This window comes from Kitasatospora setae KM-6054 (assembly GCF_000269985.1).
GTDB lineage: Bacteria > Actinomycetota > Actinomycetes > Streptomycetales > Streptomycetaceae > Kitasatospora > Kitasatospora setae.
In genome coordinates this window covers 8091752-8105482 of sequence record NC_016109.1, presented here as the reverse complement: position 1 = coordinate 8105482, position 13731 = coordinate 8091752, and the positions used below count along the sequence as shown (strand labels likewise).

14 protein-coding genes are annotated in these 13731 nt (G+C 76.0%); 9 read left to right on the top strand and 5 right to left on the bottom strand.

Annotated elements, in window-relative coordinates:
* Window positions 1-255: 255 nt before the first annotated feature.
* Window positions 256-747 (top strand): nucleotidyltransferase domain-containing protein, encoded by a 492-nt coding sequence (locus tag KSE_RS35225; RefSeq protein ID WP_014140170.1) that lies wholly within the window; start codon window positions 256-258, stop codon window positions 745-747.
* A gap of 269 nt (window positions 748-1016) precedes the next feature.
* Here the strand turns inward: KSE_RS35225 and KSE_RS39115 are convergent, their stop codons facing one another.
* Window positions 1017-1574: a hypothetical protein gene (locus KSE_RS39115; protein WP_014140169.1), complete on the bottom strand. Its 558-nt coding sequence runs from the start codon at window positions 1572-1574 to the stop codon at window positions 1017-1019.
* 103 nt (window positions 1575-1677) lie between these two features.
* The gene (locus KSE_RS35215; protein WP_014140168.1) at window positions 1678-2049 is read right to left on the bottom strand and encodes an ArsR/SmtB family transcription factor; all 372 of its coding nucleotides are present in this window, start codon (window positions 2047-2049) and stop codon (window positions 1678-1680) included.
* A 100-nt stretch (window positions 2050-2149) separates the two neighbouring features.
* Here KSE_RS35215 and KSE_RS35210 point away from each other — a divergent pair, with 100 nt between their 5' ends.
* The 3 genes from KSE_RS35210 (at window position 2150) to KSE_RS35200 (ending at window position 5319) form a co-directional block, all read left to right on the top strand.
* The gene (locus tag KSE_RS35210; RefSeq protein ID WP_014140167.1) at window positions 2150-4153 is read left to right on the top strand and encodes a heavy metal translocating P-type ATPase; all 2004 of its coding nucleotides are present in this window, start codon (window positions 2150-2152) and stop codon (window positions 4151-4153) included.
* 166 nt (window positions 4154-4319) lie between these two features.
* Window positions 4320-4733: a hypothetical protein gene (locus KSE_RS35205; RefSeq protein WP_014140166.1), complete on the top strand. Its 414-nt coding sequence runs from the start codon at window positions 4320-4322 to the stop codon at window positions 4731-4733.
* Window positions 4734-4815: 82 nt separating this feature from the next.
* Window positions 4816-5319, top strand: coding sequence for an RrF2 family transcriptional regulator (locus KSE_RS35200; RefSeq protein WP_014140165.1), 504 nt, complete (start codon window positions 4816-4818; stop codon window positions 5317-5319).
* A 102-nt stretch (window positions 5320-5421) separates the two neighbouring features.
* On the opposite strand, the gene KSE_RS35195 is transcribed toward KSE_RS35200, so the two are convergent.
* On the bottom strand, window positions 5422-6837 hold the full coding sequence (locus tag KSE_RS35195; protein WP_014140164.1) for an MFS transporter: 1416 nt from the start codon (window positions 6835-6837) through the stop codon (window positions 5422-5424).
* 8 nt (window positions 6838-6845) lie between these two features.
* On the bottom strand, window positions 6846-7097 hold the full coding sequence (locus KSE_RS39110; protein ID WP_014140163.1) for a hypothetical protein: 252 nt from the start codon (window positions 7095-7097) through the stop codon (window positions 6846-6848).
* A 352-nt stretch (window positions 7098-7449) separates the two neighbouring features.
* On the opposite strand from KSE_RS39110, the gene KSE_RS35185 reads away from it, so the two are divergent.
* Complete coding sequence (locus tag KSE_RS35185; protein WP_231873269.1) at window positions 7450-8673, top strand: MFS transporter; 1224 nt, start codon at window positions 7450-7452, stop codon at window positions 8671-8673.
* 22 nt (window positions 8674-8695) lie between these two features.
* Here the strand turns inward: KSE_RS35185 and KSE_RS35180 are convergent, their stop codons facing one another.
* Entirely contained in the window at window positions 8696-9430 is a 735-nt protein-coding gene (locus KSE_RS35180) for a hypothetical protein (protein ID WP_014140161.1), read from the bottom strand.
* A gap of 184 nt (window positions 9431-9614) precedes the next feature.
* On the opposite strand from KSE_RS35180, the gene KSE_RS35175 reads away from it, so the two are divergent.
* The 4 genes from KSE_RS35175 (at window position 9615) to bioD (ending at window position 13574) form a co-directional block, all read left to right on the top strand.
* Window positions 9615-9911, top strand: coding sequence for a hypothetical protein (locus KSE_RS35175; protein WP_033257892.1), 297 nt, complete (start codon window positions 9615-9617; stop codon window positions 9909-9911).
* A gap of 253 nt (window positions 9912-10164) precedes the next feature.
* Entirely contained in the window at window positions 10165-11415 is a 1251-nt protein-coding gene (gene bioB / locus KSE_RS35170) for a biotin synthase BioB (protein ID WP_014140159.1), read from the top strand.
* The gene (locus KSE_RS35165; RefSeq protein ID WP_014140158.1) at window positions 11415-12764 is read left to right on the top strand and encodes an adenosylmethionine--8-amino-7-oxononanoate transaminase; all 1350 of its coding nucleotides are present in this window, start codon (window positions 11415-11417) and stop codon (window positions 12762-12764) included. Before bioB ends, KSE_RS35165 begins: the two co-directional genes overlap by 1 nt.
* Before the next feature lie 78 nt (window positions 12765-12842).
* A complete protein-coding gene (gene bioD, locus KSE_RS35160; RefSeq protein ID WP_014140157.1) occupies window positions 12843-13574 on the top strand; it encodes a dethiobiotin synthase in 732 nt (243 codons plus the stop codon).
* Window positions 13575-13731 lie beyond the last annotated feature (157 nt).

The window sequence follows — 13731 nt, the reverse complement described above, 5'->3', positions numbered from 1 at the left end:
GCTCCACGACGACCCGGTTGCCGTTGCTCGCGATGCTGCCGCAGACGTGCTGCGGGCCATCCGGGATCGACGCCTCACCAGTTCCTCCGCACGCGCGGATCGGTCCCGATCCGTCCCGCCGGGAGCGGGTCCGCAAGCTCCGCCGACTCCGACTCCGGCGGCGGCCAGGAGGGCGCACTTGCAAATAACAGCCAGCTTTACGCAAATTGATTTAGCATCGGCTGTCGGAAAATCACCAAGAGGGGAGCGCACGCCATGCGGGACGCGGACGTGCTGGAGGTGCTGGACGCGCTGCGGGCCGCCGGGGCGCAGGTCTGGATCGCCGGGGGGTGGGGCATCGACGCCCTGCTGAGGGAACAGACCCGCCCGCACCGGGACCTCGACCTGCTGCACCGCCGCGAGCAGGAGCCGGCCGCACTGGCGGCGCTGGCCGAGCTCGGCTTCGCGGAGCGGACCGACCTGCGGCCGGTCAGGTTCGTGCTGGTGGACGGCCGGGGGCGGGAACTCGACCTGCACCCGCTGGTGTTCGGGCCGGACGGGGACGCGCTGCAGGAGTCGCACCGGGCGGGACAGCCGTTCCACTACCCGGCCTCGTGCTTCGTCACCGGGACGATCGGCGGACGGGAGGTGCCCTGCCTCTCGGTGGCGCAGCAGGTGTCCTTCCACCAGGGGTACGAGCCGGCCGAGCGGGACCGGCAGGACATGGCCCGGCTGCGCGCGGCCTTCGGCGTCGAGACCCACTTCTGAGCCGCGAAGCCGCGAAGCCGTGGGCCGGGGCCCGTGGGCCGGGGCCCGTGGGCCGGGGCCCGTGGGCCGGGGCCCGTGAGCCGGGGCCCGTGAGCCGGGGCCCGTGAGCCGGGGCCCGTGAGCCGGGGCCCGTGAGCCGGGGCCCGTGAGCCGGGGCCCGTGAGCCGGGGCCCGTGAGCCGGGGCCCGTGAGCCGGGGCCCGTGAGCCGGGGCCCGTGAGCCGGGGCCCGTGAGCCGGGGCCCGTGAGCCGGGGCCCGTGAGCCGGGGGTCAGACCTCCGAGCGCCGCCCGCCGCCCGGGCGGGGACGGGCGACGGCCTCGTCGGCGCCGTACGCGATGTCGCCGGAGAGCAGGACGAGGAAGCTGCCGATCACGCACAGCCCGGCCGGGATGCCGCTGGCGAGCCGGACCAGCGCGCCGCGCTTGGCCTCGTACGCGTCGCGGGTGAGCGGCGTCCGGGTGTCGTGGTGCTCCAGGTAGTAGCCGGCGGCGTCCTTGCGGACGTCCTCGGCGCCGCCGGCGGTGGCCAGGCCGATGCCGACCAGGCAGAGCGCGATGCCGTACCAGACCTTCAGGCCGCGCGGCAGGTGCCAGACGTACAGCACGGGGTCGAACCAGCCGCCGTGGCGCGGGAAGGGGAGGAGCATGCAGCGCAGGACCGCGGCGGCCAGCAGCAGGCCGACCGCGCCGGCCAGGCCCGCCCAGAGCCAGACCGGGGCGATCAGCCGCAGGGGCGGGGCGGTCGCCGCCAGGCAGAGCAGTTCGGCCGCGAAGAGTATCCAGACCGCGGTGAAGTACACCCGGTAACCGCCCGTCAGCGCTTCCACGCCACGCCCCCGTTCCCGATCTTGTGAAGCCGGGGCAGCCTACCGCCGCGCCCGCCCCCGCCGTCCGACCGGGTGCCGGCACGGGCACCGACGCGGGTACGAGTCAGTCGAGGCCGTCGGGCTCGGCGTCGCTGAGGCCCAGGCGCAGGTGCTCGATGTGGTAGACGGCCTGGTCGAGGAGGCCGGCGACGTGGTTGTCGTACAGCTCGTAGACGATGGAGCGGCCGTTGCGGCGGCCGACCACCAGGCCGAGGTTGCGCAGCAGGCGCAGCTGGTGCGAGCAGGCGGACTGTTCGAGGCCGGCGGCGTGGGCGAGTTCGGTGGCGGCGCAGGGGCCTTCGCGCAGGCGGGAGAGGATCAGCAGGCGGGAGGGCGTGGCCAGGGCCTGGAGGGTGGTGGCGACCCGGGCGGCGCTGTCGGCGTCCAGCGGGGTGCGCGGGACGGCGCTCTTGACGGGGGAAGCTCCATGACCCATGCCGACCATCGTACAACCGATGCATGAATGAGCCTTCATATGTTCATGTATGGTGGCCCGGTCGCCCACCCCCGCCCACACCCCGAGGTCTGCCACCGCCATGTCCGCCACCCTGATCGAGCACCCGGCCGGGGCCGCCCCCGCCCCGGCCGGGCCCGCCGCCCCGCGCCGGCGCACCCGGGTCCTCGCCCTGCCGGAGGCCCGCTGGGCCGCCGCCGCGCTGGCCGCCTTCCTGCTCGCCCTGCCGCTCCAGCTCGCGGGCGCCCCCGCCTGGGCCTGGGGCCCGCTGTACGCGCTCGCCTACGCGTGCGGCGGCTGGGAGCCCGGCTGGGCCGGGCTGCGGGCGCTGCGCGAGAAGACCCTGGACGTCGACCTGCTGATGGTGGTGGCGGCGCTCGGCGCGGCCGCGATCGGGCAGGTGCTGGACGGCGCGCTGCTGATCGTCATCTTCGCCACCTCCGGCGCGCTGGAGGCCCTGGCCACCGCGCGGACCGCCGACTCGGTCCGCGGCCTGCTCGACCTGGCCCCCGCCACCGCCACCAGGCTGCTCGCCGACGGCACCGAACAGACCGTCCCGGTCGAGGAGTTGGCGGTCGGCGAACTGGTACTGGTACGCCCCGGCGAGCGGATCGGCGCGGACGGCACGGTGCTGGACGGCGTCAGCGAGGTCGACCAGGCGGGCATCACCGGCGAGCCGCTGCCCGCCGCCAAGCGGGCCGGCGACGAGGTCTTCGCCGGGACGCTGAACGGCACCGGCGCGCTCCGGGTCCGGGTCGGCCGGGACGCCGCGGACTCGGTGATCGCCCGGATCGTGCGGATGGTCGAGGAGGCGTCGGAGACCAAGGCCCCCACCCAGCTGTTCATCGAGAAGGTCGAACAGCGCTACTCGCTGGGCATGGTGGCCGCGACCCTGGCGGTGTTCAGCGTCCCGCTGCTGGTCGGCGCGGCCTTCGCGGACTCGCTGCTGCGCGCGATGACCTTCATGATCGTGGCCTCGCCGTGCGCGGTCGTGCTGGCGACCATGCCGCCGCTGCTGTCCGCGATCGCCAATGCCGGGCGGCACGGCGTGCTGGTGAAGTCCGCCGTGGTGATGGAGCGGCTGGGCCGGGTGGACGCCGCCGCGCTCGACAAGACCGGCACCCTCACCGAGGGCGCCCCGCAGGTCACCGACGTCCGCCCGCTGCCCGGCTCCGGCCTGGACGAGGACGCCCTGCTCGCGCTGGCCGCCGCCGCCGAGCACGCCAGCGAACACCCGCTGGCCCGCGCCGTGCTGGCCGCCGCCCGCGGCCGCGGCCTGTCCCCCGCCCCGGCGACCGGCTTTGCCTCCACCCCCGGCGTCGGCGTCAGCGCGACCGTCGACGGACGGCTGGTCGCCGCCACCGCACCCTCCGGCGCGGAGGCTGGCGCGGAAGCCGCCGCAGGGGCCGTCGCCGAGTTGGAGGAGGCCGGCCGGACCGCCGTGCTGGTCACCCGGGACGGCGCCCCGGTCGGCGTGCTCGGCATCGCCGACCGCCTCCGCCCGGACGCCGCCGCCACCGTGGCCGCGCTCGGCGCCCTGACCGGGACGGCCCCGGTGCTGCTCACCGGCGACAACCCGCGCGCCGCGCGCCGGCTCGCCTCCGAAGCCGGCCTCACCGACGTCCGGGCCGGGCTGCTGCCGCAGGACAAGGTCGCGGCCGTCCGCGCCTGGGAGGCCGCCGGACGGCGGGTGCTGGTGGTCGGCGACGGCGTCAACGACGCGCCCGCGCTGGCCGCCGCGCACGTGGGCGTCGCGATGGGCCGGGCCGGCTCCGACCTGGCGCTGGAGACCGCCGACGCGGTGGTCGTGCGCGACGAACTGGCCACCGTACCGGCCGTGGTGGCGCTCTCCCGGCGGGCCCGCGCCCTGGTGGTGCAGAACCTGGTGCTGGCGTCGGTGTTCATCACCGTGCTGGCGGTGTGGGACCTGGTCGGCACCCTGCCGCTGCCGCTCGGCGTGCTCGGCCACGAGGGCTCGACCGTCCTGGTCGGCCTGAACGGGCTGCGCCTGCTGCGCGACGCCGCCTGGAACCGGGCGGTCGCCGAGGGCCGGACGGCCACCGGGGACGCGACGGCCGCCCGGTGAACCGGCGTCCCCGGGGTAGGGTCACCGCCGTGACCCGACCCGTGCGCCGCCTCGTGCCCCGTCCCGTCAGCCGTTCCGCATCCCGTCCCGTCAGTCGTCCCGTACCCCCTTCCGTACCGCGCCCAGTGACCCGATCCGGGTCCCGACCGACCGCAGGAGCCGTCCGATGAGCCGCCGTTCCCGGGTGAAGGCCGCCGAGCAGGCGCCGAGCGCGCCCGCCCGCTGCACCGTCTCGGTCTGCCGGGGCTGCTGCTGCGGCACGCCGAAGGTCCCGGTGCTCGACCACGCCGCCCAGCTCGCCGACCTGCGTTCCTCGCTCGCCGACGTGGCCGCCGTCCGGCCCGTGGCGTGCCTGGACGCCTGCGAGCACGCCAACGTGGTCGTGGTCCAGCCCTCCGCCGAGGGCCGGCGGGCGGGTGGGCGGCCGGTCTGGCTCGGCCTGGTCAACGACCGCGACGCGTCCGCCGACATCACCGCCTGGATAGCGGCGGGCGGCCCGGGCCTGGCCCCGCTGCCCGACATCCTCGACCTGTACGTCTTCTCCCCGTCCCGCCGGATCCGGGAGCAGCTGGGCGGCTGAGGCCCGGCGGAGGGCCAGCGGCACGACCGCGCTGGTCGGGCCGCTGGCGCGGGCCGGTTCCGGATGGCTAGCATCCAGGATCATGCGGACGAGCGAAGGCGTGGAGTGGGCCCTGCACTGCTGTCTCACCCTGGTCTGGGTGGGCGGCGCGGAGGCGGCGCCGGAGCCGGTGCCGTCGGCCCGGCTGGCGGCGATGTTCGAGTTGTCGCCGACGTACCTGAACAAGGTGCTGCAACGGCTCACCCGGGCGGGCCTGCTGACGTCCGTCTCGGGGCCGCGCGGCGGCGTGCGGCTGGCCCGGGCGCCGGAGCGGATCACCGTGATGGACGTGGTGGCCGCCGTCGAGGGGCCCGACCCGCTGTTCGCCTGCGCCGAGATCCGGCAGCGCGGCGCCTCCGCGGTGGGCGCGGGCCCGCGCGAGTTCGCCCGCCCCTGCGGCGTGGCCGGCGCGATGCGCCGGGCCGAACTGGCCTGGCGGCGCGAACTCTCCGCCCAGACCGTCGCCGACCTGGCGGCCGCCGCCTCGGCCGCCTCGGTCTCCCGGGTCCGGGCCAACCACGCCCGGCTGGCGGGCCGCAGCGGCTAGGCGCATGGGCGTCCTGCCGGTCTTCGGTGTGGTGCGGCGTGGTGCGGGGATGTGGCGGGGCCCCGGGCGCGGGCGCGTCCGGGGCCGGTGACCGTGCTGGGGTCAGTGGGCGGTGCCGGAGACTTCGGTGCCCTTGGGGGTGAGGAAGAAGACGGTGGCGGCGACGGCGAGCATGAGGAGGCCGCCGATGAGTCCGGCGCTCTGGAGGGAGTGGGTGAAGGCGTCGGTGGCGTGGGTGGCGAGGCCGGGCAGGTGGAGTTCGTCGGCGATGGTGACGGCGGCGCCGAGGGATTCCCTGGCCTGGTCGGCGAGGGCCGGGTCGGCCCGGTGGAGGGCGTCGTACTGGGGGCTGTCGGTGAACTGGGCGCGGAAGAGGAGGGTGGCGATGCTGCCGAGGATGGTGACGCCCAGGGTGCCGCCGAATTCGTAGGCGGTCTCCTTCAGGGCGCCGGCGTTGCCGGCCTTCTCGGTGGGGGCGCCGCCCATGATCATGGCGGAGCCGATGGCGAGGGCGCCGGTGCCCGCGCCGACCAGGCACAGGGCGACGGTCATGTGGGTGAGGGTGAGGTGGCCGCCGACGAGTCGGAGGTAGAGCATGCCGACGCCGGCGAGGGCGAGTCCGCCGGCCAGCACGGCGCGGGAGCCGATGCGGGAGCCGATGCGGCGGCTGAGGATCGGGGCGACGAGGGCGGAGAACTGCCGGTTCTTGAAGAGCCCGAGGTCGAGCAGCGGGTGGTCGCTGCGCAGGCAGCGCCGGACGAACCAGGTGAGGGTGATGGCGGCGAGGGCGAGGGCGGCCCAGGCCGAGGGCACGGCGAGGCTGGACTCCTCGCCGAACTGCTTGATCGCCCAGACCAGCGCGACCATGCCGACCAGGGAGAGCAGGGCGGCGGGCGCGTCCCAGCGGCCGGGGTTCGGCGAGCGGGGCTCGGTGAGCAGGAACAGCGCCGCGACGATGCCGACGGCCATGAGGGGCACGTTGACGAGGAACGCGGCGTGCCAGGAGAAGTGGTCGAGCAGGAAGCCGCCGACCAGCGGGCCGACGACGGCGCCGAGTCCGGAGACCGAGGCCCAGATGCTCAGGGCGGTGGCGCGTTCCTTGGGGTCGGTGAAGACGACGCGGATCAGCGAGAGGGTGGTGGGCATGACCATCGCGCCGCCGATGCCCAGGAGCGCGCGGACGGCGATCACCTCGCCGGCGGTGTCGGCGGCCAGCACGAGCAGCGAGGCGCCCGCGAAGACGGCGTAGCCGAGCATCAGCATGCGTTTGCGTCCCCAGCGGTCCGCGATGGCGGCGACGGAGACCAGCAGGCCGGCCAGGACGAGGGAGTAGACGTCCACCAGCCACAACTGCTGGGCGGAGGTGGGGTGGAGTTCGGCGGCCATGCTCGGCAGCGCGATGTTCAGGATCGTCATGTCCATCGTGATGACGAGCAGGCTGGCGCTGAGCACCGCGAGGGCGGCCCAGCGCCGGCCGCGCGACAGCGCGGGGGCGGGCGCGGTCGGTTTCGTGAGCATCGACACGGTCACCGCCCTCCCGTCTCGGGCATGGCGAGGATCGCGCGCAGGGCGCGGGTGACGGCCTCCCGGGTGAGGGGTTCGTCGTGCAGCGCGGCGTGCATCATCGCCCCGTCGAGGTAGAGCTCGGCGACCTGGGCGCGCTCCGGGCCGACGTGCGCGGCGAGCAGGTCGGTCAGGCGGTCGGTCCAGCGGGCCGCGAGCGAGCGCAGGTTGGCGTCGGTGGCCGCGGCGGTGACCAGCGCCATGGTGGCCTGCACCTGCCGGGGGGTCGGCCAGGAAGCCGTACATCGCCGCGGCCAGGCACTCCGCCAGGTCGTCGCAGGACGCCAACTCCCGTCCCATTGCGGCGAGGTGGGCGTCGACCTCGCCGCCGAGCATCCGCAGCGCCGCCGCGCGCAGGTCGTCGATCGACTCGAAGTAGCGGGTGGTCGACCCCAGCGCCACCTGGGCCCGGACCGCGACCATCCGGTGCGTCAGTGCCGCCGGACCGGCCACCTGTCGGACACGCCCTTTCGCGGGCGGCGATTCCGGATAAGGTCAGTCCCGAATCATCCGGGATGCCGGACATCCCGAATACCGCCCGCACACCTGCCCGAGGAGCGCCCTCCCGTGACCGACGTGCTCAAGGCCCCGCCCCGCCGGACCCCCGCCCCGTACGGTCTCGGCACCGTCGCCGTGCTCGCGCTGGGCACGTTCGCGGTCGGCACCGACGCCTTCGTCACCGCCGGGTTCCTGCCCGCGATGGCCGCCTCGCTGCACGTGTCGACCTCGGCCGCCGGGCAGTCGGTCAGCCTGTTCGCCGCCGGGTACGCGATCGCCTCGCCGCTGCTCGCGGTGGCCACCGCCCGGCTGCCCCGGCGGACCCTGCTGGTCGGCGCGCTCGTGCTGCTGGCCGTCGCCAACGCGCTGACCGCGCTCGCGCCGAACTACCCGGCGCTGCTGGCGGCCCGGCTGTTCGCGGCGCTGGGCGCGGCGGCGTTCACGCCGACGGCGGGCGCGACGGCGGCGGCGCTGGTCCGGCCGGAGCTGCGCGGGCGGGCGCTGGCGGTGGTGATCGGCGGGCTGACGGCGGCGACCGCGCTGGGCGTGCCGCTCGGCCGGGTGGCCGCCGTCGGGCTGGGCTGGCGCTCCGCGCTGGGGGTGGTCGCGGGGCTGACCGCGCTGGGCGCGCTCGCGGTGCGGCTGGCGCTGCCCGCGCTGCCGGGCACCGAGCCGGTCCCGCTGCGGACCAGGCTGGCGGCGCTGCGCCGCCCGGGCGTGCTGGGGGTGCTGCCGCTGACGGTGCTCGGGATGACCGCCTGCTACGTCCCGTACTCGTACAGCGTGCCGGTGCTGGCCGCGGTCGGGGTCTCGGGGCGGACGGCGGTGGTCGCGGCGCTGGTGCTGTACGGGGCGGGCGCGGTGGCGGGGAACCTGCTGGCCGGGCGGTTCGCGGACCGGCGCGGACCGGTCCGGGTGCTGGCGGCCGGGTACGTGGCGATGGCGGCGGCGTTCGCGGCGCTGGCGGGCCTGGCGGCCGGGCACGCGCGGGCCGGGGTGGTGGCGGTCGGGGCGCTGGTGTTCCTGTGGGGCGCGAGCAGTTGGTGCCAGACGCCGCCGCAGCAGTTGCGGCTGCTGGCGGCCGCGCCCGCGCAGGGGCCGCTGCTGGTGTCGCTGAACGCGTCCGGGGTCTACCTGGGCATCGGGGCGGGCAGCGTGCTGGGCGGGCTGGTGCTGCCGGCCGGGGCGGCGGCGGTGTTCGCACTGGCGGCGGTGCTGGCACTGGCGGCCGGGGCGCTGCTGCGGGCGACGGCGGGGCGGACGGGCGACGGGGCCGGGATCGGAGCCGGCTGAGGGAGCTGCTCCCGAGCGGGCGCTACTGCATCCACATGAACGGCTGGCCGGCGGCCGCGGCGGCGGAGCGGTTGCTGGCGGTGAGCAGCGCGTCGGGGCCGTCCCCGGGGCGCTGGTCGACGTAGCGGGTGACGGTGACGGTGAGGTGGTGGCCGACCAGGTCGACCCGGGCCGCCGCCATCGGCCTGACGCCGCCGGCGGGGGCGAACAGCCCGTCCGGGTAGGTGAATTCGAAGTCCCCGGCCTTGTCCCGGATGGCCTGCAGGGCCTTGGCGGCGGCCTCCGGGTCGAGGAAGCGCAGCACCGTGACACTGGAGATCACCGGCTGGTCGGCGCGGGTCAGCGCGATGCCGAGCCAGCCCTGGCAGCCCAGCTCGGCCAGCACGTCGCGGGTCTTGTCGTTCTGCACGGCCCGGCAGTCCGCGCCGTCCCGGGCGGCCGAGCGGCGGGCCCGGTAGCCGCCGTACTCGTAGGCGCGCTGGGACGGGAAGTAACGCTCCGACAGGAAGGACTGGGACTCCGTCAGCGGCGGCACGGGCTGCCCGACGGCGGCGGACGCGGCGGGCTTGTCGCCGCCGCCCTGGCCGGCCGGCGCGGCGCTCTGCTTCGGGGTCGCGACCACCCAGACCCCGCCGGCCGCGAGCACCGCGACGACGCTCCACAGCACGGCCAGCCGGCGCCGCTCGCCCGCCGCCCGGTGCCCGGCCGGCGGTTGCTCGTCGTCCGCGCGCGCGGGCGCCTCCCGCTGGATGGTCATGGCGCAGATTGTAAGCAATTGATCAGACGGTCATCCCTTCGGGTCGGACGCGTCCGTACGGTGCCCCGGGCGCCGCGCGGTGCGCCCCGCCGCCCCGCCCGTCCGGAGTGCCTCTTGCCAGGGGCGCCGGCGGGTGGCGACCATGGACGGGGGCGTCGGAGGACGGCCGGGGAGGAGGCTCACCGTGGACGCTTCGCTGGAGTTGGCGGTCGACCTGACACCGAACGGCGTGCCGGTGATCGGCCCGGTGCTGATGCTGCTGCTGGCGGCGGGGATCGTCGTGGAGGCGCAGCTGCGGGGTTCGGGGAGCCGGTGGGAGCACGTCGCCCCGGTGGGGGTGCTGGTGATCCTGGGCGGGATCCTCGCCCGGAGCGTGTGGGTGGGTGTCGCCGGGGCGCTGGTGATGGCCGTCGGCTGCGGCATGTCGAACATCAGGCGGTGGGCCCGGGCCGAACGGCACCGGTCACTGCCCCCGCTGTGACCGGTACGACCGGTACGACCGCTGCTCCCGCCGCGAACGCCATGACCGCCGCGACCGCCGCGACCTCGCCGGGCCGGGTCGGCCTGGTCGGCAGGGTCGGCGGGGTCGGCGGGGCCTCCCGGTCGGCCGGTTCCGCTGCGGAGTCGGCCGGTCACCGTCAGTCGGGAAACTGTGACAACTCGCACAGACCGCGGGCGATCTTCTAGCGGGTTTCCTATGGCGGACGCCAGCGTGCCCCGGGCAAGATCGGGCCATGGACCTCCTCGACATCCTGACCGACAAGGGCCTTCGCCGGGAACTTCCCACCCGGGAGGAGGCGCTGGCCGTGCTGGCCACCACCGACGACCAGTTGCTGGACGTGGTCGCGGCCGCCGGCCGGGTGCGCCGGCAGTGGTTCGGCCGCCGGGTGAAGCTCAACTACCTGGTGAACCTGAAGAGCGGCCTGTGCCCGGAGGACTGCTCGTACTGTTCGCAGCGGCTCGGTTCGAAGGCGGAGATCCTCAAGTACACCTGGCTGAAGCCGGACCAGGCCGCCGAGGCGGCCGCCGCGGGTGTCGCGGGCGGGGCGAAGCGGGTCTGCCTGGTGGCCAGCGGGCGCGGCCCGACGGACCGGGACATCGACCGGGTCGCGGACACCATCGCGGCGATCAAGGGCGCGGACGAGAGCGTCGAGGTGTGCGCCTGCCTGGGCCTGCTCTCCGACAACCAGGCCGAGCGGCTGAAGGCGGCCGGCGCGGACGCGTACAACCACAACCTGAACACCTCCGAGGCCACCTACGGCGACATCACCACCACCCACACCTACGCGGACCGGGTGGACACCGTGACCAAGGCGCACGGCGCGGGCCTGTCGGCCTGCTCGGGCCTGATCGCGGGCATGGGCGAGAGCGACGAGGACCTGGTCGACGTGGTGTTCGCGCTGCGCGGGCTGGACCCGGACTCGGTGCCGGTCAACTTCCTGATCCCGTTCGAGGGCACCCCGCTGGCCGAGGAGTGGAACCTCACCCCGCAGCGCTGCCTGCGGATCCTGGCGATGGTCCGGTTCGTCTGCCCCGACATCGAGGTCCGGATCGCCGGCGGCCGCGAGGTGCACCTGCGCTCGATGCAGCCGCTGGGCCTGCACATCGCCAACTCGATCTTCCTGGGCGACTACCTGACCAGCGAGGGCCAGGCCGGACAGGCCGACCTCGACATGATCAAGGACGCGGGCTTCGAGGTCGAGGGCGCCGACCAGGTCACCCTCCCCCGCCACCGCGCCCACGCGGCGGCCGGCTGCGGCGGCCACCAGGAGAGCGCGGGCGCCTGCGGCAGCGGCGGTGGCGGTGGCGGCTGCGGCCCGTGCGGCGGCCACGGCGAGCCGGCCGACGAGGCCCCCGCCGTCTCCGTCCCCGCCGCCCCCGCCGTCCCCGACTCGGGCGCGTCGGCCCCGGCGGACGAGGTGCGCACCGACCTGGTCCGGGTCCGCCGTCGCGGCGCGGGCACCGAGCTGGCCCCGAACGCCTGATGGATCGTCAGCACACCCCGGACACCGCCCGGTTGCTCGAACTGGACCGGGCGCACGTCTGGCACCCGTACGGCCCGATGCCGGGCACCGCGCGGCCCCTGCTGGTCGAGTCGGCCGCGGGCGTGCGCCTGCGGCTGGCCGAACCGGTGGGCGGGCACCGGGAGTTGGTCGACGGCATGTCGTCCTGGTGGGCGGCGATCCACGGCTACCGGCACCCGGTGCTGGACGCGGCGGTGCGCGGCCAGCTCGACGCGATGAGCCATGTCATGTTCGGCGGGATCACCCACCGTCCGGCCGTCGAACTCGCGGCCAAGCTGGTCGAGTTGACGCCCGAACCGCTACAGCACGTGTTCCTCGCCGACTCCGGCTCGGTGGCGGTCGAGGTCGCGCTGAAGATGTGCCTGCAGTACTGGCGGTCGCTCGGCCGGCCGGAGAAGCACCGGGTGCTGACCTGGCGCGGCGGCTACCACGGCGACACCTTCCACCCGATGTCGGTGTGCGACCCCGACGGCGGCATGCACCACCTGTGGGGCGGCGTGCTGCCCCGGCAGCTGTTCGCCGCCGAACCGCCGGCCGGCCACGACGCCCCGGCCGACCCGGCGTACGTCGCGCAGCTGGCCGAGCTGATCGGGCGGCACGCCGGCGAGCTGGCCGCCGTGATCGTCGAACCGGTGGTGCAGGGCGCGGGCGGGATGCGCTTCCACTCCCCCGCGTACCTGCGCGCGCTCCGGGAGCTGTGCGACGCCCACGACGTGCTGCTGGTCTTCGACGAGATCGCCACCGGCTTCGGCCGCACCGGCGAACTCTTCGCCGCCGACCACGCGGGCGTCTCCCCGGACGTGATGTGCCTGGGCAAGGCCCTCACCGGCGGCTACCTGACCCTGGCCGCGACCCTCTGCACCGGCCGGGTCGCCGAGGGCATCTCGCGCGGCGAGGTCCCCGTCCTGGCCCACGGCCCGACCTTCATGGGCAACCCGCTCGCGGCCGCCGCCGCCAACGCCTCGATCGACCTGCTGCTCTCCCAGGACTGGCGCGCCGAGGTCCGCCGGATCGAGACCGCCCTGCGCACCGCGCTCGCACCGTGCGCCGGACAGCCCGGCGTCGCGGACGTCCGGGTGCTCGGCGCGATCGGCGTGGTCCAACTGGACGCCCCGGTCGACATGGCCGCCGCCACCGCGGCGGCCACCGAACAGGGCGTCTGGCTACGGCCGTTCCGCGACCTGATCTACACCATGCCGCCGTTCGTCAGCACGGACGCGGACATCGCCGCCATCGGCCGGGCGATCACCGCGGCGGCCGCGGCCTCCACCGCCGCCACCCGCGCGCACGCCGGCACCGGAACCGGCTAGAGCACCGGGCTGCCGGGCGCCTCCGCCACGCCATCCCCAGCACCCAGCACCAAGCACCCAGCCAGGAGCACCAACGCCATGTCACCCGTCCTGTTCGTCACCGGCACCGGCACCGAGGTCGGCAAGACCCTGACCACCGCCGCGGTCGCCGCGCTCAGTCCGGAGCCGGTGGCGGTGCTGAAGCCGGGCCAGACCGGGCTGGGGCCGGACGAGCCGGGGGACGTGGCGGAGGTCGTCCGGCTGGCCGGGCCGCTGGTGCACGGGGTGGAACTGGCCCGCTACCCGGAGCCGCTGGCGCCCGAGACGGCGGCCCGCCGGGCGGGACTGCCGCCACTGGCACCGGACGACGTGGCGAAGGCGGTGGCCGAACTGGCGGCCGAGTACGGCACCGTGCTGGTCGAGGGCGCGGGCGGGCTGCTGGTGCGCTACGACGAGCGGGGGCGCACCCTCGCCGACTACGCGCTGGCCTGCCGGGGGCTGGGCCTGGACGTGGAGTTCCTGCTGGTCGCGGCGGCCGGCCTGGGCACCCTGAACGCGACGGCGCTGACCGCCGAGGCGCTGCGCCACCGCGGCCTGCCGCTGCGCGGCGCGGTCGTCGGCTGCTGGCCCGCCGAGCCGGACCTCGCCACCCGCTGCAACCTCGCCGACCTGCCCACCGCGGCCGGCGCCCCGCTGCTCGGCGCCCTCCCGTCCGGCGCGGCCGCCCACACCCCCGCGACCTTCCGTCCGCTCGCCGCCGCCGCCATCGCCCCGTCGCTGGGCGGCAGTTGGGACGCGGCCGCGTTCGCCGCCGCCCACCACCCGGCCTGATTCGACACGCCCCCCGACGACTCCGACACCGCTGCCGTCCCCGCGCGGGCGATGCAGTTCGCCTGCCGGCCCGACCCGGCCCAGCGCCGGAGACGGCCGCCCGGAGGCCGAACCCGCCGGGCCACCCGCCGCCCGGGCACCCGCCGTGGCCGGGCCC

Bases quoted from the DNA above. Each gene is read 5' to 3' on its own strand.
- KSE_RS35225 (WP_014140170.1), top strand. From the start codon at position 256: ATGCGGGACGCGGACGTGCTGGAGGTGCTGGACGCGCTGCGGGCCGCC.
- KSE_RS35215 (WP_014140168.1), bottom strand. From the start codon at position 2,049: ATGGGTCATGGAGCTTCCCCCGTCAAGAGCGCCGTCCCGCGCACCCCG.
- KSE_RS35210 (WP_014140167.1), top strand. From the start codon at position 2,150: ATGTCCGCCACCCTGATCGAGCACCCGGCCGGGGCCGCCCCCGCCCCG.
- KSE_RS35205 (WP_014140166.1), top strand. From the start codon at position 4,320: ATGAGCCGCCGTTCCCGGGTGAAGGCCGCCGAGCAGGCGCCGAGCGCG.
- KSE_RS35200 (WP_014140165.1), top strand. From the start codon at position 4,816: ATGCGGACGAGCGAAGGCGTGGAGTGGGCCCTGCACTGCTGTCTCACC.
- KSE_RS35195 (WP_014140164.1), bottom strand. From the start codon at position 6,837: ATGCTCACGAAACCGACCGCGCCCGCCCCCGCGCTGTCGCGCGGCCGG.
- KSE_RS35180 (WP_014140161.1), bottom strand. From the start codon at position 9,430: ATGACCATCCAGCGGGAGGCGCCCGCGCGCGCGGACGACGAGCAACCG.
- bioB (WP_014140159.1), top strand. From the start codon at position 10,165: ATGGACCTCCTCGACATCCTGACCGACAAGGGCCTTCGCCGGGAACTT.
- KSE_RS35165 (WP_014140158.1), top strand. From the start codon at position 11,415: ATGGATCGTCAGCACACCCCGGACACCGCCCGGTTGCTCGAACTGGAC.
- bioD (WP_014140157.1), top strand. From the start codon at position 12,843: ATGTCACCCGTCCTGTTCGTCACCGGCACCGGCACCGAGGTCGGCAAG.